Origin of the sequence: Streptomyces sp. Ag109_O5-1 (genome assembly GCF_003814875.1) — a bacterium.
Lineage (GTDB): Bacteria > Actinomycetota > Actinomycetes > Streptomycetales > Streptomycetaceae > Streptomyces > Streptomyces sasae.
In genome coordinates this window covers 5,561,530-5,585,397 of record NZ_RKQF01000001.1, presented here as the reverse complement: position 1 = coordinate 5,585,397, position 23,868 = coordinate 5,561,530, and the positions used below count along the sequence as shown (strand labels likewise).

Below are 23,868 nucleotides of genomic sequence, written 5' to 3'. Positions count from 1 at the left end.
ATGGGTGAGACGACGTTCGGCGCGGTCGTGGTGTGCGGTGGGGTCATGGCGTGGCTCCTGGCCGAGCGGCAGCGCGAGGTGCGGCGGACGCGGCTGCTGCTCGCCGGTGGCGGGGTGGTGGCCGACGGGCCGCCTTCCTGGGAGCGGACGGTCGGGGAACTCCGGCGGCTGTGCGGCCGGTGGCGGGGTGAGTGGTGGGCGCCGGCCGTCGGTGTCGTGCTGGCTCTCCTTGCCGCCTCGGTGATTCCGGTCCTCGCGGGAGCGGCCGGGGTGCCGGTCCTGCGCCGGGTGCGGCTGGCACGTCAGGCGCGGCGGGTCCGGGAGGCGCGGGCCGACGCGGTGATCGCGCTGTGCGGAGCGCTCGCCGGCGAGGTGCGCGCGGGACGGCAGCCCGGTGAGGCGCTGCTGCGGGCCGCAAGGGACTCCGGAGGGCTCGGCGAGGCGCAGGCGGCCGTGGTCGCGGCCGCGCGGTTCGGCGGGGACGTGCCCGGCGCGCTCGCGGTGGCGGCGCGCCGGCGGGGCGCCGACGGTCTGCTGGGTCTCGCGGCCTGCTGGCGGGTGGCCGTCGACCAGGGTGCGGGACTTGCTGCCGGCCTCGACCGCCTGGATGCGGCCCTGCGCGCCGAGCGGGACCAACGTGCCGACCTGCGCGCCCAGTTGTCGGGAGCCCGCGCCACCGCCGTGATGCTCGCCGCCCTGCCCGCCCTCGGCCTTCTGCTCGGTTCGGCCATGGGCGCCGATCCGCTGCGCGTACTGCTGCACACCGGGGCCGGGCTGGGCTGCCTGGCCGTCGGCGCGGTGTTCGAGGCCGCCGGGATGTGGTGGGCGGCCCGGATCGTACGGGGAGCTGAGGCGGCATGAGCGCGGAGGTTGTCCACAGGCTGGGGGTGACGGTCGCGGTGCTGTCGGCCCTGGGCTGGGCGGTGTGGCGACTGGAGTCGGCCCGGCGCAGGCGCTGGGCCAGGCGCAGGGTGGCCGAACTGCTGGCCCTGGAGCGGACGGAGAAGCACTCCGACGTCAGGGGTGCCGTCCGCAGGTGGTTGCCGGTCGTCGGTGTGGTGTGCGGCGGCTGGGTGCTGGTCGGCGGAGTCGTCGGCGCGCTGCTGGGGCTGGGCGCCGCCGCGGGGCTGTGGCGGTGGCGGCGCCGGAACGGGGATGAGGAGCGGGCGACTGAGGCGGAGGCGGCCGAGGCCGCTCGCCAACTCCCCCTCGCCTCGGACCTCCTGGCCGCCTGCATCGCCGCCGGGGCCGGTCCGGTGGTCGCCGCCCAGGCCGTCGGCGAGGCCCTCGGCGGACCCGTCGGCGAAGGACTGGCGCGGGGCGCGGCGGAGGTACGGCTGGGCGGTGAACCAGCGGATGCCTGGCGGCGGCTGGCGGCACTGCCGGGTGCGGACGCCCTGGCCCGGTTGCTGGAGCGCGCGGACGAGTCCGGGCTGCCGGCGGCCGCCCCGGTCGCCCGGCTCGCCTCGGACGCCCGCGCGGAGTGGGCCCGGAGCGCGACCGCGCGGGCGCGCCGGGCGGCGGTGCTGATCTCCGCGCCGGTGGGGCTGTGCTTTCTGCCCGCGTTCATCGCGGTCGGGGTGCTGCCCGTGGTGATCGGGCTGGCGGGCGGGGTGCTGCGAGGGGGTGGTGGATGAGAGCGGCGACAGCAGGGCCGACAACAGGAAGTGATTTCAGGAGAGTCGAAGGAGTCGAGATGCACCAGAAGATCCAGAGGATGCGGAATGTGCTTCGCCGGGACGAGGGCATGGTCACGTCCGAGTACGCGATGGGGATCATCGCCGCCGTCGGGTTCGCGGCGGTTCTCTACGCGGTCGTGACGAGCGGTGAGGTCAGTGCGGAGCTCCAGGACATCGTGAAACGAGCGCTCAGTGCGCGGATGTGAGCGGGGGCGTGCCGCGGACCGGGGGTTCGTGACGGCGGAGGCGGCCGTGGTGCTGCCGGTGCTGGTGGCATTCACGATGGCGCTGGTGTGGGGGCTGCTGGTGGTGGCCGCCCAGATCCGGTGCGTGGATGCCGCCCGCACCGGGGCGCGGGCCGCTGCGCGGCAGGACGCCGAGGACGCGGTGGTCGCGGTGACGAAGGAGGCGGCGCCGGCGGGAGCGGCGGTGACTGTGGGCCGGGAAGGTGACCTGGTCCGGGTGACGGTGGTGGCGAAGCCGCCGGTGCTGGGAGCGTTGCCGTTCGAGGTGCGGGAGTCGGCGGTGGCGCTGGCGGAGGGGCCGTGACGGGGCGGCAGGGGATGGTTCTGACGCTGCGGCTGCGTGGGGGCCGGTCGCGCCCACGCGGCGGAGCCGCAAATGTCACGGCCCCGCGCCCCTACGGGGCGCTGGACCGAGGCTCTGCCACGGTCTGGAGCGTGGGGGCGATCGCCGTCCTGTGTGTCGTGTTCGGCGTCGTGCTCGGCCTGGCGCATGCCGTGGTCGCACGGCACCGCGCGGCCGGTGGCGCCGACATGGCCGCGCTCGCGGCGGCGGACCACTGGGCCGAGGGGACTGCGGCGGCCTGTGACCGGGCCGACCAGGTGGCGCGGGCGCAGGGCGCGAGGCTGACGCGGTGCGTGGTCGTGGGGGACGTCTCGGATGTGACGGCGGCGTCGGGAAAGGGGCCGTTCACGGCAGAGGTCAGGGCCAGAGCGGCTCCAGCCGGCGACGCCTGCGACGCGCTCCGAAGGGGCGCGGGGCACTGCGCGGCCAGCCCCCACCAGCCTGCAGTCGGCCGACAACCCCAGGCCCCGACGGTGCCTAGCCCTCCGTCGGCTTCTCCTCCGGCGCCCCCTTCAGCAGGACCGTGAGCAGCCGCACCGCCCCCCGCTTGTGCAACGGATCGTTGCCGTTCCCGCACTTGGGCGACTGGATGCAGGAAGGGCACCCCGCGTCGCACTCGCACGCGGCGATGGCGTCACGCGTGGCCGAGAGCCAGGTGCGGGCCGTGTGGAACGCGCGTTCCGCGAAGCCCGCGCCGCCCGGGTGGCCGTCGTAGACGAAGACCGTCGGGAGCAGCGTGTCGGGGTGCAGCGGGATCGACACGCCGCCGATGTCCCAGCGGTCGCAGGTCGCGAAGAGCGGGAGCAGTCCGATGGAGGCGTGCTCGGCGGCGTGCAGGGCGCCGCCGAGGATCTCCGGGTTGATCCGGGCCTCGTCGAGCTGGTCCTCGGTGACCGTCCACCACACCGCGCGGGTGCGCAGCGTACGGGGAGGGAGGTCGAGTTTCGTCTCGCCCAGGACCTCGCCGGTGATGAGCCGGCGGCGGAGGAAGGAGACCACCTGGTTGGTGACTTCGACGGAGCCGTAGCAGAGGCGGCCGTCGCCCCAGGGGACCTCGATGTCGGTCTCCAGCACGGAGATCGCGGTCGTGTCGCGGGCGACCGTGGAGTACGGCGGCTCGGCCTGTTCGACCAGGGCCACCGAGTCCTCCAGGTCGAGGTGGCGCACGAGGTAGGTGCGGCCCTGGTGGAGATGGACCGCGCCCTCGTGGACGGTGGAGTGCGCGGCGCTCGCGTCCACCGTGCCGAGCAGGCGTCCGGTGCCCTCCTCGACCACCTGCACCGGGCGGCCGCCCTCGCCGCGGATGTCGGTCAGCTCGGCGGCCCGCTCCCGGCGGGTCCAGTGCCAGGCCTTGGTGCGACGGCGCAGCAGCTTCGCGGCCTCCAGCTGCGGCAGCAGCTCCTCGCAGGCGGGCCCGAACAGGTCGAGGTCCTCGTCGGTGAGCGGGATCTCGGCCGCGGCCGCGCACAGGTGCGGGGCGAGGACGTACGGGTTGTCGGGGTCGAGGACCGTCGATTCCACCGGTTGGTCGAACAACGCCTCGGGATGGTGGACGAGGAAGGTGTCCAGCGGGTCGTCGCGCGCGACCAGGACGGCGAGGGCGCCCTGGCCGGAGCGGCCCGCGCGGCCCGCCTGCTGCCACACAGAGGCCCTCGTACCCGGGTACCCGGCGATCAGTACGGCGTCGAGTCCGGAGACGTCCACGCCCAGCTCCAGGGCCGTTGTGGCGGCAAGCCCGAGGAGTTCCCCGGAGTGCAGCGCGCGTTCCAGGGCGCGCCGCTCCTCGGGGAGGTAGCCGCCGCGGTAGGCCGCGACACGCCGGGCGAGGGAACGGTCGACCTCGGCCAGCCGTTCCTGGGTGATGACGGAGATCAGCTCCGCGCCGCGCCGGGAGCGCACGAAGGCGACCGACCGCACGCCCTGCACGGTGAGGTCGGTCAGCAGGTCGGCGGTCTCGGCGGTGGCGGTACGGCGGACGGGGGCGCCCTTTTCGCCGTGCAGCTCGGTCAGCGGCGGCTCCCAGAGGGCGAAGACCAGCTCGCCGCGCGGGGAGGCGTCGTCGGAGATCTCCACGACCGGCAGGCCGGTGAGGCGGCGGGCGGCGACGGCCGGTTCGGCGGCGGTGGCGGAGGCCAGCAGGAAGACCGGGGAGGCGCCGTAGCGGGCGCACAGGCGGCGCAGCCGGCGCAGCACCTGGGCGACGTGCGAGCCGAAGACGCCCCGGTAGGTGTGGCATTCGTCGACGACGACGTACTTCAGCGACTTCAGGAAGGAGGACCAGCGCGGGTGCCCGGGGAGTATCCCGCGGTGCAGCATGTCCGGGTTGGTGAGCACGTAGTTGGCGTACTGGCGGACCCACTCGCGTTCCTCGTACGGCGTGTCGCCGTCGTACACGGCCGGGCGGACGGCGGTGCCGAGCGGTTGTGAAAGTTCCTTCACCGAACGGCACTGATCCGCCGCGAGGGCCTTGGTGGGCGCGAGGTAGAGGGCGGTGGCGCCCCGGCCGTTGGGGGCCTCGGAGCCTTCCAGGAGGGTGGAGAGGACGGGCACGAGGTACGCCAGGGACTTGCCGGAGGCGGTGCCCGTGGCGACCACCACCGAGTCGCCGTCCAGGGCGTGCTCGGCGGCCAGGGCCTGGTGCTCCCAGGGATGCTCGATGCCGCACTCCTGTACGGCCGCGACGACCTCCGCACGAATCCGGTCAGGCCAGACGGCATGCCGACCGGCGCGCGGGGGCAAGTGCTCCGTATGAGTGATGCGCGAAGCCCGGCTCGGCCCGGAGGCGAGCCGGTCCAGGACCGTGCCCGGAGAGAACCCGGACGCGGCCGGAACCGAGGGCCGATCGGATCGGTGATTTATGGCCATCGGGACCGAGTGTGTCACTGGAGTGACGGACAATGGGGCCAAGGCGTCGTGCACGCCTGCCGGTAAGTGATTGAATGCCATCGCGGCTGGCGAACCGTCCCGGGGGCCGCAAGCCGAAGAGTCCCAAGGGGCGACCCGCTCGATAGCAAGGTGCTGGAGGATCCGTGGACCTGTCCCTGTCGACCCGTACAGTCGGCGATCGTACGGTCGTCGAGGTCGGTGGCGAAATCGACGTATATACCGCGCCCAAGTTGCGCGAGCAGCTGGTCGAGCTGGTGAACGACGGGAATTTCCACCTCGTCGTCGACATGGAGGGCGTGGACTTCCTCGACTCCACCGGGCTCGGCGTGCTGGTCGGCGGCCTGAAGCGGGTGCGTGCCCATGAGGGTTCGCTGCGCCTGGTGTGCAACCAGGAGCGCATTCTGAAGATCTTCCGCATCACCGGCCTCACCAAGGTGTTCCCGATCCACACCTCGGTCGAGGAAGCGGTGGCGGCCACCGACTGACCTCGGGCCGGCCGACGGCACCCGGACCGCCGATCGGTCCGCGCCGCTCCGGCCGGCCTCCGACACGGGCCCGTACAGAGCTGTGCGCCCGCCAGTGTCGCCCCCGCCCGCTCGGGCCCGCGTGCCCGTGCCGACAGCCGTTCACGGGTCACAGTGCCTGTGGCGGACGCAATTCATCGGGGGGTCCGGGTTCTCGGCGGCCCGGCCCCCCCATCGCACGCCCGTAGTTCCGAGGGGGACGTATGGCCACCGTTGAACTCCGCTTCAGCGCGCTGCCCGAGCACGTCCGCACCGCCCGACTGGTGGCGGCGGCGGTGGCACGCAGGGCCGGAGTGGACGAGGCCGTTCTGGACGAAGTCCGGCTGGCCGTCGGCGAGGCCTGTTCCCGCGCCGTAGGTCTGCACCAGAACGCCGGCATCATCGAGCCGGTGCGGGTAGCGCTGATCGAGGAGGAGAAACAGTTCTCCATCGAGGTCGGCGACGATGCACCCCGTTCCGCTCCGGGTGACCGGGCGGTCGGTGGCGCGGCGGACGCGGACGCGGAGGCCGAGGAGGACGAGATGGGCCTCGCGGTCATCAGCGGCCTCGTCGACGACGTGGAGGTCACCGCCGGGGAGAACGGCGGGCTGATCCGCATGACCTGGCCGACCACCTCACCGGGGATCGCGCTCGCCTGAGAGTCACCTGAACAAGAAGGGCCCTGCTGAGCAGGGCCCTTCTTGTTATTTTCCGTCGGATGTCATCCGGTCGCCGAATTCGTGAAGGAATTCACGATCAATGCCCGGTAGATCGCCCGATAATTTGATCAAGCGCCGATTGCGCCAGTTGTGATCGTCAATGCTTTTAAGGCGTTACCACTTTCGGGTTCGATGGCATGACCTCGATCATTTGCTGAAGAGCACGAGAAGGCCAATTCCGTTTACCGTCCCCTGTTGAGATCACTCCGGGGTACCTAGAATCCGTCCACATCTTGAGCTCAGCCCAAGCGTCAAGGAGGACGAATGGCGGGGCTTTCTACCCCTCAACAGTTGGGCCACCCCTCAACCCTCGCGGCCGCGGTCCTGACCGACGGCAACCGGGTCCTGGTGGCGGTGATCGCCGCCGTGGCGCTGGCCGCGCTCGTGGTCGCCTGGATCCTGGTGCGTCAGGTGCTCGCCGCGGGCGAAGGCACCGACAGCATGAAGAAGATCGCGGCGGCGGTCCAGGAAGGCGCGAACGCCTATCTGGCCCGGCAGTTGCGCACTCTCGGCGTATTCGCCGTCGTGGTGTTCTTCCTGCTCCTGCTGCTGCCCGCGGACGACTGGAATCAGCGCGCCGGCCGATCGATCTTCTTCCTGATCGGCGCGGCCTTCTCGGCGACCACCGGCTATATCGGCATGTGGCTCGCCGTACGCAGCAATGTCCGGGTCGCCGCGGCGGCCCGGGAAGCCACTCCGGCGGAAGGAGAACCGGAAAAGGATCTCACCGTCGTCGCACACAAAGCCATGAAGATCGCTTTCCGCACGGGCGGCGTCGTCGGCATGTTCACGGTGGGGCTCGGCCTGCTCGGCGCCTCCTGTGTGGTGCTGGTCTACGCGGCCGGCGCGCCGAAGGTGCTCGAAGGCTTCGGCCTCGGAGCCGCCCTCATCGCCATGTTCATGCGTGTCGGCGGCGGCATCTTCACCAAGGCCGCCGACGTCGGCGCCGACCTGGTCGGCAAGGTCGAACAGGGCATTCCGGAGGACGACCCGCGCAATGCCGCGACCATCGCCGACAACGTGGGCGACAACGTCGGCGACTGCGCGGGCATGGCGGCCGACCTCTTCGAGTCGTACGCCGTGACCCTGGTCGCCGCGCTGATCCTCGGCAAGGCCGCCTTCGGCGACTCCGGACTGGCCTTCCCGCTCCTGGTGCCGGCGATCGGCGTGGTCACCGCGATGATCGGCATCTTCGCGGTCGCCCCGCGCCGCAGCGACCGCAGCGGCATGACCGCCATCAACCGCGGCTTCTTCATTTCCGCGGTGATCTCCCTCGCGCTGGTCGCGATCGCGGTCTTCGTCTATCTGCCGGGGAAGTACTCCGACCTCAACGGCATCACGGACGCGGCCATCAGGAGCAAGAACGGCGATCCGCGGATCCTCGCGCTCGTCGCGGTCGCCATCGGCATCCTGCTCGCGGCCGTCATCCAGCAGCTGACCGGCTACTTCACCGAGACCAACCGGCGTCCGGTCATGGACATCGGCAAGACCTCGCTGACCGGCCCGGCCACCGTCATTCTCGCTGGTATCTCGGTCGGCCTTGAATCGGCCGTCTACACCGCCCTGTTGATCGGTCTGAGCGTCTACGGCGCGTTCCTGCTGGGCGGTACGTCCATCATGCTCGCGCTGTTCGCGGTCGCGCTGGCCGGCACCGGTCTGCTCACCACGGTCGGCGTGATCGTCGCCATGGACACCTTCGGGCCGGTCTCCGACAACGCCCAGGGCATCGCCGAGATGTCCGGCGACGTCGTGGGTGCGGGCGCGCAGGTGCTCACCAACCTGGACGCCGTCGGCAACACCACCAAGGCCATCACCAAGGGCATCGCGATCGCCACCGCCGTCCTCGCGGCGTCGGCGCTCTTCGGGTCGTACCGGGACGCCATCACCACGAACGTGCAGGACGTGGGCGCCAAACTGACCGGTGCGGGCTCCCCGCTGACCCTGTCCATGGACATCTCGCAGCCCAACAACCTCGTCGGCCTCATCGCCGGCGCGGCGGTCGTCTTCCTCTTCTCCGGACTCGCCATCAACGCCGTGTCGCGTTCGGCGGGCGCGGTGGTCTACGAGGTGCGGCGGCAGTTCCGCGAGAAGCCCGGGATCATGGACTACACGGAGACGCCCGAGTACGGCAAGGTCGTCGACATCTGCACCAAGGACGCCCTGCGCGAGCTGACCACGCCGGGACTGCTTGCCGTGATGGCGCCCATCTTCATCGGTTTCACCCTCGGCGTCGGAGCCCTCGGTTCCTACCTCGCGGGTGCGATCGGCACGGGCACCCTGATGGCGGTGTTCCTGGCCAACTCCGGTGGTGCCTGGGACAACGCCAAGAAACTCGTCGAGGACGGCCACCACGGCGGCAAGGGCAGCGAGGCCCATGCCGCCACGGTCATCGGCGACACGGTCGGCGACCCCTTCAAGGACACCGCGGGTCCCGCGATCAACCCGCTGCTCAAGGTCATGAACCTGGTCTCACTGCTCATCGCGCCCGCGGTGATCAAGTTCTCCTACGGCCATGACAAGAGCATCGGCGTCCGGATCCTGGTCGCGGTCCTCGCACTGATCGTGATCGTCGGGGCGGTGTACGTCTCCAAGCGGCGCGGCATCGCCGTCGGCGACGACGAGGACAGCTCCGAGCGCGTGGCCAAGTCGGCCGATCCTGCGGTGGTTTCGTAGGCGGTCTTACGACGGCCACCATGGCCCTCGCGAGGGGGCCGGCCAACGAGCGGGCGGATGGCGTGTGTTGACACGCCGTCCGCCCGTTTCGCGTCCCTGCGCCCACGCGGCCTCGTCACACATGCGCCGGTGCCCACCTCGTCATGCACACGCTGGCGTCCGTTTCATACCATAAGCCTCCTGTGTGCGCCGTTTCGTCGTGAGCCTTCTCTCCTAGGGGCAAAATGTATAAAAACGTACTTACCGGGTGCGGGTCATGGGGGTGCTGTCCGTCTGCCGTGTAGATTCCGGGGGCCGAGAGCCGTGGAAGGGACCGATCCGGTGAACAAGAAGCTCGCGGCCGCACTGTCCGGCGGTGCGGTACTGGTAGTGGCGCTGACCGGGTGCAGCAGCGGCAGCAAGGGCACCGACCCGAAGCTGATCGCCTGGGCCAAGAACGTGTGTGACGCGGTGCCGACGCAGGACGCGAAGATCAAGGCCGCCAACGCGGCGATCGCGCAGACCGCCTCGGACACCACGAGCTCGCCCGCGACCATCCAGAAGACCGACTCCCAGGCCTTCCAGGACATGTCCGACGGCTACAAGGCGCTCGCCGCCGCCATCAGCGGCGCCGGCGCGCCTCCCGGGGTCGACGACGGCGCCAAGCGCCAGCAGGACGTCGTCAAGAACCTCGACAGCCTCTCCGCGTCCTATGCGGACCTGAAGAAGAAGGTCGACGCGCTGGACACCAAGGACCAGGCGAAGTTCGCCTCCGGTCTGCACGATGTCGCCTCGCAGATGGCGAACCTGGAGACGCAGAACAAGAGCGGCACCGCGGCTCTGCAGGCCCTGGAACAGGGCGAGGTCAAGGACGCGATCGCCGAGCAGGCCAGCTGCAAGAAGGTCGCCACGACGGCGACGTCTGCGGCATCGGGCTCGTCGACCGCGGGCTGACGGGGCTGACGGGCCGACGGCAGCACGCCGATGTGCTGAGGGCCCGCATCGAGGCCGGCGTCGGCGCCGTGTGCCGGTCCCGTGTGCGTTCAGGGTCACCCGTGCCGGTCCCGTGTGCTGAGGGCGTGTGCCGAGCCGGGTGGCGCCTGGTGTGCTGAGCCCGCGTCCAAAGGTGGCCGCGGGCCACAATGGAGGACGTGACTGACTCCGGCCTCGCCATCCTGCCCGCCTCCGACCGCCCCGACGTCGCCGCCCGGCTGCGTACCGCCCTGCTGGGCGCCTCCTTCACTGCCGACGGGCTCCTGGAACTGCTCGGCGCGCCCGCGTACGCGGCGCTCGCCCGCAGCGAGACGGTGCCCGCGCTCCGGGCGACCCGCGGGGACACACCGCTGGAGACGCTCGTCCGGCTGCTCCTGCTCCAGCAGCCCGTGCCGCACGCGCGCGTGGCGGACTTCCTGCCCGTGGACGACCTCCTGGAGAGCGGCTGGCTGACCCGCGCGGGCGGCGACGAGGTCGCGGCCACCGTGGACGTACGGCCGTACGGCGGGCCGGACGGCGAGGACTGGTTCATCGTGTCCGACCTCGGCTGCGCGGTCGGCGGCGCCGGTGGCATCGGGCAGCGCCACGCGGGCGTCGTCCTGGGTGTCGGCGGCGCGTCCACGACCCTCGCCGGCATCACCGTCCGTACGCCCGTCGCCGCCGCCCTCGACCTCGGCACCGGCTCCGGGATCCAGGCGCTGCACGCCGCCCAGCACGCCACACGCGTGACGGCGACCGACCTCAATCCGCGCGCGCTGCACATCACGGCGCTCACGCTCGCGCTCTCCGGCGCCCCGGCGGCCGACCTGCGCGAGGGCTCGCTGTTCGAGCCGGTGAAGGAAGAGGAGACGTACGACCTGATCGTGTCCAACCCGCCGTTCGTCATCTCGCCGGGCGCCCGACTCACCTACAGGGACGGCGGGATGAGCGGGGACGATCTGTGCCGCTCGCTCGTTCAACAGGCCGGGGAGCGCCTGAACGAGGGCGGGTTCGCGCAGTTCCTCGCCAACTGGCAGCACGTGGCAGGGGAGGACTGGCAGGACAGGGTCAGGTCATGGGTGCCGCGCGGGTGCGACGCGTGGATCGTGCAGCGCGAGATGCAGGACGTCAATCAGTATGCCGAGTTGTGGCTCAGGGACTCCGGCGACCACCGCGGGGACCCGGTGGAGTACCAGGCGCGCTACGACGCATGGCTCGACGAGTTCGAGGCGCGCAAGGTGAAGGGGGTGGGGTTCGGCTGGATCACGCTGCGGAAGACGGGGGCCGCCGTGCCGTCGGTCACCGTGGAGGAGTGGCCGCATTCGATCGAACAGCCGCTCGGTGACACGATCCGGGCGCACTTCGACCGGCTCGACTACCTCCGGGACCACGACGACGCGGATCTCCTCGAAGGCCACTTCAAGCTCGCCGTCGAGGTGGTTCAGGAGCAGGTGGGACTGCCCGGCGCCGAGGATCCGGAGCATGTGGTGCTGCGTCAGCACCGTGGAATGCGCCGCGCGACCAAGGTGGACACGGTCGGCGCCGGGTTCGCAGGGGTGTGCGACGGCACGCTGAGTGCGGGGCGGATTCTCGACGCCATCGCCCAACTGATGGGCGAGGACCCGGTGTTGCTGCGCGACCGCACGCCAGCGCAGATCCGGCTGCTGGTGGAGCAGGGGTTCCTGGAGCCGGCGGGCTGACAGGGCGTCCAGGGGGCTTGCGGACCCGCGGGACACGCCGGAAAAAGAAAAAGGCCGGAAAAATGTGGCCGGAACGTTCGCCCCGTCGTCCGTCGATCGAATGTTCGAGAATCTCGGGGCGTCTCGTTCACTCCGAGTTCGCCCGGCGGCCTCCCGCCCGCCGTCCGTGCGTGTCACTCTCCGGGCGCTGGGCACTCATGGGCGGCAGGGAAGGGGTGCGCGGGTCATGGAGAGCGGACCGGCGATCTTCGCAGGGGCGGTGTTCGCCCTGTTCGGAGGCGTGCTGCTGGTGTGGACCGGCATCCGGGTCCGGCGCGGTGAACCCGTCGCCCAGGGGGTGAGCCAGCTCGCGTCGGTGACCCTCGCGAGCCTTGCCGCGATGGTCTCGCTGGGTCTCGGGGCCTACTGTCTGACCCGCCTCTGAAAGAACCGCTCCGGTAATTGGAGCGTCACGCTCCGGACAGGGCCGAGAGGGTGACCGGGGACTCCGGGCGGCAGGAATGGCGGTAGTCGGGTTACCGTTCGAGTGGCCGTTGTGGGCTTTTCCCGTTTGACACGGGGGCGGGATGTACCGTCACACTCCGCAGCGTCACCAAGTGAGCGGGCGTCCGTGCCCGTGCAGCGCCCCCGGGAGCAAGCCCTGGGGAGGCCCCAGCGTCGACCGGAGAGAAGAGCGAAGTTGTCCCCGACCAGCGAGACCGCACAGGGCGGCCGCCGACTCGTCATCGTCGAGTCGCCTGCCAAGGCGAAGACGATCAAGGGCTATCTGGGCCCCGGATACGTCGTCGAAGCGAGCGTCGGGCACATCCGTGACCTTCCCAACGGCGCCGCGGAGGTGCCCGAGCAGTACACCGGCGAGGTCCGGCGCCTCGGTGTGGACGTCGAACACGACTTCCAGCCCATCTATGTGATCAACGCCGACAAAAGGGCGCAGGTCAAGAAGCTCAAGGACCTGCTGAAGGAATCCGACGAGCTCTTCCTCGCCACCGATGAGGACCGGGAGGGCGAGGCGATCGCCTGGCACCTCCAGGAGGTCCTCAAGCCGAAGATCCCCGTCAAGCGGATGGTCTTCCACGAGATCACCAAGGACGCGATCCGCGAGGCCGTCGCCAACCCGCGCGACCTCAACCAGAAGCTCGTCGACGCCCAGGAGACCCGCCGTATCCTCGACCGCCTCTACGGCTACGAGGTCTCGCCGGTCCTGTGGAAGAAGGTCATGCCGCGCCTGTCGGCCGGCCGTGTCCAGTCCGTCGCGACCCGGCTCGTGGTCGAGCGGGAACGCGAGCGCATCGCGTTCCGTTCCGCCGACTACTGGGACCTGACGGGCACCTTCGGGACCGGCCGCGCCGGTGACCCGAGTGACCCGTCGTCCCTGGTCGCCCGGCTGCAGGCCGTCGACGGCAGGCGCGTCGCCCAGGGCCGTGACTTCGACTCGCTCGGGCAGCTCAAGACCGCGAACACCCTCCACCTCGACGAGGCGAACGCCCGCGCCCTGGCCGCCGCCCTGGAGAACACCCGGTTCTCGGTCCGCTCGGTCGAGTCCAAGCCGTACCGCCGCTCGCCGTACGCCCCGTTCCGTACGACGACCCTCCAGCAGGAGGCCTCGCGCAAGCTCGGCTTCGGCGCGAAGGCCACCATGCAGGTCGCGCAGAAGCTGTACGAGAACGGCTACATCACCTATATGCGTACGGACTCGACGACGCTGAGCGACACCGCGATCGCGGCCGCCCGCGCCCAGGTCACGCAGCTGTACGGGGCCGACTACCTGCCCTCGGCCCCGCGTACGTACGCCGCCAAGGTCAAGAACGCGCAGGAGGCGCACGAGGCGATCCGGCCCTCGGGTGATCGTTTCCGCACCCCGGCGGAGACCGGTCTGACCGGTGACCAGTTCAGGCTCTACGAGCTGATCTGGAAGCGCACGGTCGCCTCCCAGATGAAGGACGCGACCGGCAACAGCGTCACCGTGAAGATCGCCGGCACCGCCGCCGACGGCCGGGACGTCGAGTTCAGCGCCTCCGGCAAGACGATCACCTTCCACGGCTTCCTGAAGGCCTACGTCGAGGGCGCCGACGACCCGAACGCCGAGCTGGACGACCGCGAGCGCCGGCTGCCCCAGGTCAGCGAGGGCGACCCGCTGTCCGCCGAGGAGATCACGGTCGACGGGCACTCCACCAAGCCCCCGGCCCGTTACACCGAGGCCTCGCTGGTCAAGGAGCTCGAAGAGCGCGAGATCGGCCGCCCGTCGACGTACGCGTCGATCATCGGCACGATCCTCGACCGCGGCTACGTGTTCAAGAAGGGGACGGCCCTGGTGCCCTCCTTCCTGAGCTTCGCCGTGGTCAACCTCCTGGAGAAGCACTTCGGCCGACTGGTCGACTACGACTTCACCGCCCGGATGGAGGACGATCTCGACCGCATCGCCGCAGGTCAGGCCAAGGCCGTGCCGTGGCTGAAGCGCTTCTACTTCGGTGAGGGCACTGCCACGGGCGGCGCGGCCGACGCGGGCAACGGCGACGGGGACCACCTTGGCGGCCTCAAGGAGCTGGTGACCGACCTGGGCGCGATCGACGCGCGCGAGGTGTCGTCGTTCCCGGTGGGCAACGACATCGTGCTCCGGGTCGGCCGCTACGGCCCGTACATCGAGCGCGGCGAGAAGGACTCCGAGGGCCACCAGCGCGCGGACGTGCCGGAGGACCTGGCCCCCGACGAGCTGTCCGTCGAACTCGCGGAGGAACTGCTCGCCAAGCCGAGCGGCGACTTCGAGCTGGGCGCCGACCCCGAGACGGGCCACCAGATCATCGCCCGGGCCGGCCGCTACGGCCCGTACGTCACCGAGGTGCTCCCCGAGGGCACCCCGAAGACCGGCAAGAACGCGGTCAAGCCGCGCACCGCGTCGCTCTTCAAGACCATGTCCCTGGACACGGTCACCCTGGCGGACGCCCTCAAGCTGATGTCGCTGCCGCGCGTAGTCGGCGCCGACGCCGAGGGCCAGGAGATCACCGCGCAGAACGGGCGCTACGGGCCGTATCTGAAGAAGGGCACGGACTCGCGTTCGCTCACCTCCGAGGACCAGCTCTTCACGATCACCCTCGAAGAGGCGCTGCAGATCTACTCCCAGCCCAAGCAGCGCGGCCGGGCCGCCGCCAAGCCGCCGCTGAAGGAGCTGGGCACCGACCCGGTCAGCGAGAAGCCGGTCGTGGTCAAGGACGGCCGCTTCGGGCCGTACGTCACCGACGGGGAGACCAACGCGACCCTGCGCTCCGGCGACAGCGTCGAGACGATCACCCCGGAGCGCGGCTACGAGCTGCTCGCCGAGAAGCGGGCGAAGGCGCCGGCCAAGAAGACGACGGCCAAGAAGGCCGCCGCGAAGAAGGCCGCTCCGGCGAAGAAGACGGCTGCGGCCAAGAAGACCGCGGCCAAGAAGACGACGACGGCCGCCAAGAAGACGGCCACCGCGAAGAAGACGGTCGCCAAGAAGGCGACGGCCACCAAGGCGGCCGCGGAGGACTGACCTGGTCCCGGGCACGCGTACGGGCCGGGCCGGTCAGTGCCGGTCGGACTGGTTCGCACGGGCCGGGCCGGGCTCGCGCCGGTCCGCGCATCGGTCGGGCCCGTCCACGTATTGGTCACATCGGCTTCGCAAAGCAAACGCCCCGGCATCAACTTGGTGTCGGGGCGTGCGTACCTGTGGACGGCCGCACCGGGCCGTCGGTGGCTGCCGATAGGCTGAAAGCATGACGCGAGCCGAGCAGCCAACGGCCCCCCAGACAGACCCGGACGACGCGCTGGTAGCGGATTCCCGCGAGCGCGCCGTCCGCTCGCTGCTGCGCCGACCCGAGTTGAGGCGCTTGTGGAGCGCCCAGCTGGTGAGCGGTGTGGGCGACACCCTGGCCCTATTGGTACTGGTCGTGCTCACCCTCCAGGCGGCCGTCGCCGAGGGTTCGTTCGGCGGCGGGTACCGGGGCGTGGCGTTCGCGGTGGCGATCGTCTTCGGGGTGCGCATTCTGGCCACCCTGCTCTTCGGCGCGGTCCTGCTGGGCCCGCTCACCACGCTGACCGCGCAGGACGGACCGCTGGACCGCCGCTGGACCATGGCCGGCGCCGACGGTCTGCGTGCCGTCCTGCTGCTCATCGCGCCCCTGTGGATCGACTGGACCCCGCAGAACGCGCCGACCCTGCTGCTGGTGACCGTCTTCGTCATCGGAGTCGCCGAGCGTCTGTGGACGGTGTGCCGGGAGAGCGCGGCCCCCGCGCTGCTGCCCGCCCCGCCTCCGGAGGGCGCGACGGTACGACCGCTGCCCGACCACCTGGACGCGCTGCGCCGGCTGTCGCTGCGGACGACGTTCCTGGCGATCCCCCTCGCGGCCGCCGCGCTCGTCGTCGCCTCGCTGGTCAACAACCTGCTGGGCACCGGCATCGCATGGTTCGCCCAGCACCAGGTGGCCCTCGGGTCGTACGTGGCGGCCGGCCTGTTCGCGGCCTCCCTCTCGGTGCTGGTGTACCTGGAGGTGCCCGGCACGCGCACCCCGCGCGCGCGGTCGCCGCTGGAGGGCCTGCGCCGCCCCAGGACCGGTACCGGCGCCGACGCGGGCCGTACCGGCGCCATCCCGCTGCTGGTGCTGGCCTGCGCCGCCGTAGCCGGGGCGATCTCCGTCGCCGTCTCCGTCTCCGTGCTGCACGCCAGGGACCTGCACGGCGGCCCGGTGCTCTTCGGCCTGCTGGTGCTCGCCCTGACCGGCGGGGTCGCTGTCGGCGTCCGTACGGCGCCCTCGCTGCTGCCGACGCTCTCGCGGCGCCGGCTCCTGTCGCTGGCGATCGCCTTCACCGGCGTCGCGCTCCTGGCCGCCGGTCTGGTCCCGGACGTCACCAGCGTGCTGCTGATCGCCGCGCTGGCCGGTATCGGCGCGGGCGTCGCCGCCAACACCGGGCACACCCTGCTCGACCAGGAGACCGAGGACTTCCGCCGGGCGCGCACCACCGAGCACCTGCACGCGGTGGTCCGGGTCGCCATAGCGCTCGGCGCGGTGATCGCGCCCCTGGTCGCCGCGCTGATCGGACCGCACCGGCTGGAGAACGGCAAGTTCGTGTTCGCCCACGGCGGCGCCGCGTTCACGCTGATGCTGGTCGGCGCGCTGCTGCTGCCGGTGGCCGCGCTGGTGCTGGCCAAGGTCGACGACCGCGCGGGCGTACCGCTCCGCCACGACCTGCGGGACGCGCTGCTCGGCGGCGACGACCCGGCCCAGGCGCCCGCGACCAACGGTTTCTTCATCGCCCTGGAGGGCGGCGACGGCGCCGGCAAGTCCACCCAGGCCGAGGCCCTCGCCGAATGGATCCGCGCCAAGGGCCACGAGGTCGTGCTCACGCGCGAGCCGGGCGCCACTCCGGTCGGCAAGCGGCTGCGCTCGATCCTCCTGGACGTCTCGTCGGCCGGTCTGTCGCACCGCGCGGAGGCACTGCTGTACGCCGCCGACCGCGCGGAGCACGTCGACACCGTCGTCCGGCCCGCCCTGGAGCGCGGCGCGGTCGTCATCTCCGACCGCTACATCGACTCCTCGGTCGCCTACCAGGGCGCGGGTCGCGACCTGTCCCCGACCGAGGTCGCCCGCATCAACCGCTGGGCCACCGACGGGCTGGTCCCGCATCTGACCGTCCTGCTGGACGTGGTGCCGGAGATCGCCCGCGAGCGGTTCACCGAGGCCCCCGACCGGCTGGAGTCGGAGCCCGCCGAGTTCCACGCGCGCGTGCGGGCCGGATTCCTGACGCTGGCCGCCGCCGACCCCGGCCGCTACCTGGTGGTGGACGCCGGCCAGGAGTCCGAGGCGGTCACGACCGTCATCAGGGCCCGCCTCGACACCGTGCTGCCGCTCTCCGAGGCCGAGATCAAGGCCGCGGAGGAGGCCCGGAAGAAGGCCGAGGAGGAGGCCCGCCGCAAGGCCGAGGAAGAGGCCGCGCGCAAGGCCGAGGAGGAGCGCCTGGAGCGCGAGCGCCAGGAGCAGCTCGCCAAACTGCGCGCCGAGGAGGAGGAGCGCAAGCGCCGCGAGCTGGAGGAGGCGCAGCGCCGCGAGGCCGAACGGCAGGCGGAGGAGGCCCGGCAGCGGGCCGAGGAAGCGCGTAAGCGGGCCGAGGAGGAGCAGGCCAGGCTGCTCGCCGAGGAGAAGGCCCGTGCGGAGGACGAGGCCCGCCGCAAGGCCGAGGAGGAGCAGCGCCGCAAGCAGGCCGCGGAGGAGGCCCGGCTGCGCGCCGAGGCCGAGGAACTGCGCCTGGAGAAGCAGCGCAAGGCCGAGGAAGCCCTGGTCAAGGCCGAGCAGGCGCGTCGCGCGGCGGCGGAGGCGGCGGCAGCGGCCGACGTGGCCGCCCGGGAGTCGTCGGCGCCGCAGCCGACGGCGCCCGGTGTCACGCCGGAGGCGATGACCGTGCCGACGCCGGTGGTGAAGCCGGACGACAGGCCTCCGGCAGCTTCGGGCGCGGGCGGGTCCTCGGCGGCGCAGCGCGCGGTGGACGAGACGACGGTGCTGCGTCCGGTGCGTGAGGACCGGGCGCCCGCGGCCCGGGAGTCCGAGTCCGAGGTGACGGCGAAGCTGCCGCAGCCGCCGGTCCCGGACGCAGGGGCGGGGGCGGCCGACGAGACCGCGGTGCTGCCTCCCGTGGGCGCGGCCGACGAGACGGCCGTACTGCCCCCGGTGCCGTCCGGTGCGGCCGACGAGACCGCCGTGCTGCCTCCCGTACGCGATGAAGCCCAGGCTCCCGCCGATGCCCCGGCGGACCGGATGCCGCGCGGTTTCTTCCGGGACGAGCGGCCCGGCAGGGACCCCGACGGTTCCGAGGACCGTACGCGTGAGATGCCGCAGGTCGACGCGGAGGGTGCGACGGCCCGGCGGCAGCGCCCCCGGCCCGACTGGGCCGAGGAGACGCCGCTGGACGACCTGCCGTCGCTGGCGGACGAGCTGCTGGGGTCGTACGAGGAGCAGGGGCACGACGACGAGCAGGGCCGCCGGGGTCGCGGGCGGCGCGGCTGAGGGTGTGTGTGCGGGGCGGTGCGGGCCGGGGTTCCGGCCGGTGCCGCCCCGTCGCGTCGTCGCTCGCGGTGTGGACCGCGTTGTCAGTGGGCGCCCGCACAATGGAACGCGGATCGATGGAACGCGGATCGATGGAACATGCGTCGATCGGGACGCGGATCGATCAGGACGTTGGACGAAGACGAAAGGGCGGCGTGACCCATGACCGTATGGGACGACCTCGTCGGGCAGGAGCGGGTGAGCGAGGTGCTCACCGCCGCCGCCCGGGACGCCGACGCCCTGGTCACCGCCGCCGCGGCCGACCAGCCCCTGCCGGAGACGTCGAAGATGACGCATGCCTGGCTGTTCACCGGCCCGCCCGGCGCCGGCCGCAACCAGACGGCGCGGGCCTTCGCCGCCGCCCTCCAGTGCGTGAGCCCCGACCGCGCCCTCGGCGGAGCTCCCGGCTGCGGCTTCTGCGACGGCTGCCACACCGCGCTGATCGGCACCCACGCGGATGTCACCACGGTCGCCGCCGTCGGCGCCGAGATCCTGGTCAAGGACATGCGTGACACGGTCCGCAAGTCGTACACGTCCCCGGCGAACGGCCGCTGGCAGATCATCCTCGTCGAGGACGCCGAGCGGCTGAACGAGAAGTCGGCCAACGCCGTCCTCAAGGCCGTAGAGGAGCCCGCCCCCCGTACGGTCTGGCTGCTCTGCGCGCCCTCGCTGGAGGACGTGCTGCCCACGATCCGCTCCCGCTGCCGCCACCTGAACCTGCGCACGCCCTCGGTGGAGGCGGTCGCCGACATGCTCGTACGGCGCGAGGGCATCGAGCCCGAGGCCGCCGCGAACGCCGCCCGCGCCACCCAGGGGCATGTCGACCGGGCCCGCCGGCTGGCCACCGACCCGGCCGCCCGAGAGCGCCGCGCGGCCGTGCTGAAGCTGCCGCTGCGGCTGGACGAGGTCGGCGCATGTCTGAAGGCCGCCCAGGAGCTGGTGGACGCGGCCGCGGAGGATGCCAAGCAGCTCGCCGAGGAGATGGACGGCAAGGAGACCGAGGAGCTGAAGGCGGCGCTCGGCGCGGCCCAGGGCGGGCGGATGCCGCGCGGCACGGCGGGCGTGATGAAGGACCTGGAGGACATGCAGAAGCGCCGCCGGACCAGGACCCAGCGCGACAGCCTCGACGTCGCCCTCACCGACCTCACCGGCTTCTACCGCGACGTCCTCGCCCTCCAGCTCGGCTCCCGCACGGCGATCGCCAACGCGGACGCCGAGGACGCCCTGGAGCGGCTGGCCCGCGCCGGCTCGCCCGAGTCCACACTGCGCCGGATCGAGGCGATTTCCGCCTGCCGGGAGGCCCTGGACCGCAATGTGGCGCCGCTGCTGGCGGTGGAGGCGATGACGATGGCGCTCAGAGCGGGCTGACGACGGTGCTCAGGGCGGGCTGACGAGGGCGCCCGGAGGGCGGGCTGAGCCGCCGCCCGGACATGGGCGGGGCCCCGCGTTGACGGGGTCACCCGTACGAGCCACAGTCAACTGGCACAGCACAAAGATCATCTCTCGGCGTTACGCTCGATTGATGCATATCAGGCGAATCGCCCGCCGGACCCCGACTCGGCCCCGGACCCGCACCCGGACCGTGGCGGCTGCCGCCCTGCTCTCGGCCGCCACCCTGCTCGTGTCCGCATGCTCCTCGGGCAACACGTCGACGACGACGGCGGCGGCCTCGGCCGAAACCGCCCAGCTGGCCGCGCTGCCCCACTCGACACCGTCCTCACTGGCGCCGTACTACGACCAGAAGCTCACCTGGCGCAGCTGCGGTGTCCCCGGCTTCCAGTGCGCGACGATGAAGGCCCCGCTCGACTACGCCAACCCCGGCGCGGGTGACGTCCGGCTGGCGGTCGCCCGGAAGAAGGCGACCGGCAAGGCGAAGCCGCTCGGTTCGCTGCTGGTCAACCCGGGAGGGCCGGGCGGCTCGGCGGTGGACTACCTCCAGCAGTACGCCGGCATCGGCTACCCCGCCGAGGTGCGGGCGCGTTACGACATGGTCGCGGTGGACCCGCGGGGCGTCGCCCGCAGCGAGCCCGTCGAGTGCCTGAACGGCCGGCAGATGGACGCGTACACCGAGACCGATGTGACGCCCGACGACCATAGGGAGACGGACGCCCTGGTCGGGGCGTACAAGAAGTTCGCGGAGGCCTGCGGGACGCACTCCGCGCAGCTGCTGCGCCATGTGTCCACGGCCGACTCGGCGCGGGACATGGACATCGCCAGGGCGGTCCTCGGCGACCAGAAGCTGAACTACGTGGGGGCGTCGTACGGCACGTTCCTGGGCGCGACCTACGCGGGCCTGTTCCCGGACCGGGTGGGCCGGATGGTCCTGGACGGCGCGATGGACCCCTCCCTCTCCGCGCGCCAGCTGAACCTGGAGCAGACGGCCGGGTTCGAGACGGCGTTCCAGTCCTTCGCGAAGGACTGCGCGAAGCGCACCGGCTGCCCGCTCGGTGCGAAGGGCAGCACACCGGCGGAGATCGCCGACAACCTCAGGACGTTCTTCCTGAAGCTCGACGCGCACCCCCTCCCCACCGGTGACGCGGACGGCCGCAAGCTCACCGAGTCCCTCGGTACGACCGGTGTGATCGCGGCGATGTACGACCAGGCGGAGTGGGAGCAGCTGCGCGACGCGCTGCACGCGGCGATGACGGAGAACGACGGCGCCGGACTGCTCGCCCTCTCCGACAGCTACTACGAGCGCGACCCCGACGGGCGCTACTCGAACCTGATGTCCGCCAACGCCGCGGTGAACTGCCTGGACCTGCCGCCCGCCTTCACCAGCCCGGAGCAGGTCGAGAAGTCGCTGCCCGCGTTCGAGAAGGCGTCCCCGGTGTTCGGCCCGAACATGGCGTGGGCCTCGCTGAACTGCGCGTACTGGCCGGTGAAGGCGACGGGCGAGCCGCACCGCATCACGGCGAAGGGCGCCGCCCCGATCGTCGTGGTCGGCACCACCCGCGACCCTGCGACCCCCTACCCCTGGGCCCGGTCCCTGGCGAGCCAGCTCTCCTCGGGCCGCCTCCTCACCTACGTCGGCGACGGTCACACCGCGTACGGCCGCGGCAGCGCCTGCATCGACTCGGCGATCGACACATACCTCCTCCACGGCACCCCGCCGGCGAACGGAAAGCGCTGCTCATAGCCCTGCCACCCGCCCCGGAGCCACCCGCTCCGGGGCGTGTACGGAGCACCCCCGGAAACTGTGTAGACTTACCGACGTCGCTGATCGCACCATAGTGCGGACGACACGCCGCTTTAGCTCAGATGGCCAGAGCAACGCACTCGTAATGCGTAGGTCTCGGGTTCGAATCCCGAAAGCGGCTCCACTGGAGACCAGGTCATGTAGCCCGTGACCTGGTCTTTTGTCATTCTCTTGTATGGACCCTGGTCTAAACCACTTGCGATCGGGCCTCGAAGTGGCCAGATGGGTCCCGATCTGGGTCCAGCGCGAGTCCGTCCTATCGCCTCTTCGTATCTTTTGTCTTACGTATTCGACATGTCCTGATGAGGGCAAAGGAGGCCGGACCTTGGGCGGTGGTGAACGGTGGGCCGCAGGTGACCTCGATGAGCCAAATGATCAGGAAACGCCCAGCGTCCGGACGAGCTCGCCGACCTCCTTGCGCCAGGCGTGGACCTGCTCATAGGTGGGGCCGATCTCGTACTGGTGGTAGTGGCACCCCAGGCACAGGTGCGACCAGACGGCGCGGGTCCGCCGCGGCTTCCAAGAAGGCGTTCTCCAGGGCGATACGGCACAGGCTGGGCAGCACATGGGTCCGGGCCGCAGGCGGCAGATCCGGGGTACGGACGATGGCTCTCCGCCCGAAGTCGGCTGTCCGCTGCGGCGGCGCGCAGTTCCTGCTCCGGTCCGCCGGAGAGATGGTGCTTGATCCAGCGGTCAGCGATCCTGGCGAGCTCGTCACACGCGCCTATGGGGCGGCCGCGACGCTGTCCGACGTGGCGAGCACCAGAGGGACCATCGAGGCACTGGTGGCGGGACTGCCCGCCGACACCGACGAGGGCCCGTCTCGGTCAAGCAGGTCTCTCCTCTCGTGAGGCTTCGTCTGTCCTCCCGGGGCGTGCGTCCGCTGCGGTGGTCGGGCTGCGCAAGGCTCTCGCGCTCGACCTTCACCCTCGAGGCCTTGCTCCGCTCGCGACGACGCGGCGAAGTCGGCGAAGGCCGAAGTCCCGGAACTCGTGGACGCCCTGTGGAAGACTTGTGCTCCTCAGTGATGGAAACCGTGCCGACTCAGGCAGCATCCGACGATGTCACCTTGCTCCTTGTCCGGATCCGCACACTCAACGCGACCCAAATCGCCTCCTGGGAACTGCCGCCTGAGCCGACCGCCGTCCACACCGCCCGGCACCTGACCGCCCGTCAACTCAGTGACTGGGGGCTGGAGCCTCTCGTGCCCACCACAGAACTGGTCGTCAGCGAACTGGTCACCAACGCCATCCGCCACGGCGCCGGCCCGATCCGGCTCCGGCTCATCCACCACCAAGTCCTGACCTGCGAAGTCTTTGACAGCGGAGGCTCCTACCCGCGCCCGCGCCATGCCTGCACCGTCGCCGAGCACGGCCGAGGCCTGATGATGGTTGCCCAGTTGTCCAGCAGGTGGGGCTTCCGCTCCGCAACGGGCGGCAAGCTCGTCTGGGTCGACCAAGACCTGTCCTCTACAGCCTCACACGCACACGCCCCCGTCCCCCACTAGGAAGCCATTGATCACTAACCTCGATCTTTCGTGATGGTCCGCCGACGGAGTTGGCGGACCACTTCGCGTTCTGCGGCTCAGGGTGGGCAGGACGGTGGCCCGAGTGTCGCCTCGGGTAGGCCCCGGGTTCCACTGCCGCCGCCCGCACCGACACCTTCCTCGGCGCCCGCTACCGGCGCATCGTCAAACGCCGAGGACATGCCAAAGCCCTGGTCGCCCTCGCCCGCTCGATACTCGTCATCGCCTGGCACCTGATCAACGAACCGGACGCCTCCTACCAGGAACTCGGGGCCGACTGGCACCAGCGCCATCTCAACCCCGCCCGCAAGACCCGCGACCTCGTCCGCCGGCTTCAGGCTCTCGGCCACCAGGTCACCCTCGAACCCGCCGCCGCCTGATCGACCCACCCCG

At 71.4% G+C, this 23,868-nt stretch carries 19 protein-coding genes and 1 tRNA gene; 18 read left to right on the top strand and 2 right to left on the bottom strand.

Features of this window, described 5'->3' with window-relative positions; genetic code table 11:
- The 5 genes from EDD90_RS25075 to EDD90_RS25055 are packed head-to-tail and all read left to right on the top strand — an operon-like array spanning position 1 to position 2,794.
- On the top strand, positions 1 to 861 hold the full coding sequence (locus EDD90_RS25075; protein ID WP_185149210.1) for a type II secretion system F family protein: 861 nt from the start codon (positions 1 to 3) through the stop codon (positions 859 to 861).
- The gene (locus EDD90_RS25070) at positions 858 to 1,637 is read left to right on the top strand and encodes a type II secretion system F family protein (RefSeq protein ID WP_123975298.1); all 780 of its coding nucleotides are present in this window, start codon (positions 858 to 860) and stop codon (positions 1,635 to 1,637) included. The genes EDD90_RS25075 and EDD90_RS25070 overlap by 4 nt, the downstream gene beginning before the upstream one ends.
- A 59-nt stretch (positions 1,638 to 1,696) precedes the next feature.
- Complete coding sequence (locus EDD90_RS25065; RefSeq protein WP_123975297.1) at positions 1,697 to 1,885, top strand: DUF4244 domain-containing protein; 189 nt, start codon at positions 1,697 to 1,699, stop codon at positions 1,883 to 1,885.
- Positions 1,872 to 2,228: a TadE family type IV pilus minor pilin gene (locus EDD90_RS25060; protein ID WP_185149209.1), complete on the top strand. Its 357-nt coding sequence runs from the start codon at positions 1,872 to 1,874 to the stop codon at positions 2,226 to 2,228. Before EDD90_RS25065 ends, EDD90_RS25060 begins: the two co-directional genes overlap by 14 nt.
- 14 nt (positions 2,229 to 2,242) lie before the next feature.
- Positions 2,243 to 2,794 (top strand): Rv3654c family TadE-like protein, encoded by a 552-nt coding sequence (locus EDD90_RS25055; protein ID WP_123981599.1) that lies wholly within the window; start codon positions 2,243 to 2,245, stop codon positions 2,792 to 2,794.
- Here the strand turns inward: EDD90_RS25055 and EDD90_RS25050 are convergent.
- A complete protein-coding gene (locus tag EDD90_RS25050) occupies positions 2,745 to 5,213 on the bottom strand; it encodes a DEAD/DEAH box helicase (protein ID WP_185149208.1) in 2,469 nt (822 codons plus the stop codon). The genes EDD90_RS25055 and EDD90_RS25050 overlap by 50 nt on opposite strands.
- A gap of 83 nt (positions 5,214 to 5,296) precedes the next feature.
- Here EDD90_RS25050 and bldG point away from each other — a divergent pair, with 83 nt between their 5' ends.
- The 13 genes from bldG (at position 5,297) to EDD90_RS24985 (ending at position 23,457) form a co-directional block, all read left to right on the top strand.
- On the top strand, positions 5,297 to 5,638 hold the full coding sequence (bldG, locus tag EDD90_RS25045) for an anti-sigma factor antagonist BldG (protein WP_010986038.1): 342 nt from the start codon (positions 5,297 to 5,299) through the stop codon (positions 5,636 to 5,638).
- Between the two features lie 242 nt (positions 5,639 to 5,880).
- Entirely contained in the window at positions 5,881 to 6,315 is a 435-nt protein-coding gene (locus EDD90_RS25040) for an ATP-binding protein (RefSeq protein WP_123975295.1), read from the top strand.
- A gap of 324 nt (positions 6,316 to 6,639) precedes the next feature.
- Positions 6,640 to 9,048: a sodium-translocating pyrophosphatase gene (locus EDD90_RS25035; protein WP_123975294.1), complete on the top strand. Its 2,409-nt coding sequence runs from the start codon at positions 6,640 to 6,642 to the stop codon at positions 9,046 to 9,048.
- A gap of 321 nt (positions 9,049 to 9,369) precedes the next feature.
- Positions 9,370 to 9,981, top strand: a complete 612-nt coding sequence (locus EDD90_RS25030; RefSeq protein WP_123975293.1) for a small secreted protein — start codon at positions 9,370 to 9,372, stop codon at positions 9,979 to 9,981.
- 188 nt (positions 9,982 to 10,169) lie between these two features.
- The gene (locus EDD90_RS25025; RefSeq protein ID WP_185149206.1) at positions 10,170 to 11,699 is read left to right on the top strand and encodes a class I SAM-dependent methyltransferase; all 1,530 of its coding nucleotides are present in this window, start codon (positions 10,170 to 10,172) and stop codon (positions 11,697 to 11,699) included.
- Between the two features lie 226 nt (positions 11,700 to 11,925).
- A complete protein-coding gene (locus EDD90_RS25020; RefSeq protein WP_123975291.1) occupies positions 11,926 to 12,123 on the top strand; it encodes a hypothetical protein in 198 nt (65 codons plus the stop codon).
- Between the two features lie 255 nt (positions 12,124 to 12,378).
- Positions 12,379 to 15,210 carry a type I DNA topoisomerase gene (gene topA / locus EDD90_RS25015; RefSeq protein ID WP_123975290.1) on the top strand — a complete coding sequence of 944 codons (2,832 nt, stop codon included), beginning with the start codon at positions 12,379 to 12,381 and terminating at the stop codon, positions 15,208 to 15,210.
- Positions 15,211 to 15,433: 223 nt separating this feature from the next.
- Positions 15,434 to 18,715, top strand: a complete 3,282-nt coding sequence (tmk, locus tag EDD90_RS25010; protein WP_123975289.1) for a dTMP kinase — start codon at positions 15,434 to 15,436, stop codon at positions 18,713 to 18,715.
- A gap of 201 nt (positions 18,716 to 18,916) precedes the next feature.
- A complete protein-coding gene (locus EDD90_RS25005; protein WP_123975288.1) occupies positions 18,917 to 20,122 on the top strand; it encodes a DNA polymerase III subunit delta' in 1,206 nt (401 codons plus the stop codon).
- Positions 20,123 to 20,276: 154 nt separating this feature from the next.
- Complete coding sequence (locus EDD90_RS25000) at positions 20,277 to 21,890, top strand: alpha/beta hydrolase (RefSeq protein WP_123975287.1); 1,614 nt, start codon at positions 20,277 to 20,279, stop codon at positions 21,888 to 21,890.
- A 107-nt stretch (positions 21,891 to 21,997) separates the two neighbouring features.
- Positions 21,998 to 22,074 (top strand) — tRNA-Thr (locus EDD90_RS24995).
- 481 nt (positions 22,075 to 22,555) lie between these two features.
- Positions 22,556 to 22,801 (top strand): hypothetical protein, encoded by a 246-nt coding sequence (locus EDD90_RS56395; RefSeq protein ID WP_221305124.1) that lies wholly within the window; start codon positions 22,556 to 22,558, stop codon positions 22,799 to 22,801.
- A gap of 218 nt (positions 22,802 to 23,019) precedes the next feature.
- On the top strand, positions 23,020 to 23,457 hold the full coding sequence (locus EDD90_RS24985; protein WP_260328035.1) for an ATP-binding protein: 438 nt from the start codon (positions 23,020 to 23,022) through the stop codon (positions 23,455 to 23,457).
- Positions 23,458 to 23,534: 77 nt separating this feature from the next.
- Here EDD90_RS24985 and EDD90_RS24980 read toward each other — a convergent pair whose 3' ends face one another.
- Complete coding sequence (locus EDD90_RS24980; protein WP_123975284.1) at positions 23,535 to 23,825, bottom strand: hypothetical protein; 291 nt, start codon at positions 23,823 to 23,825, stop codon at positions 23,535 to 23,537.
- Positions 23,826 to 23,868: the final 43 nt, after the last annotated feature.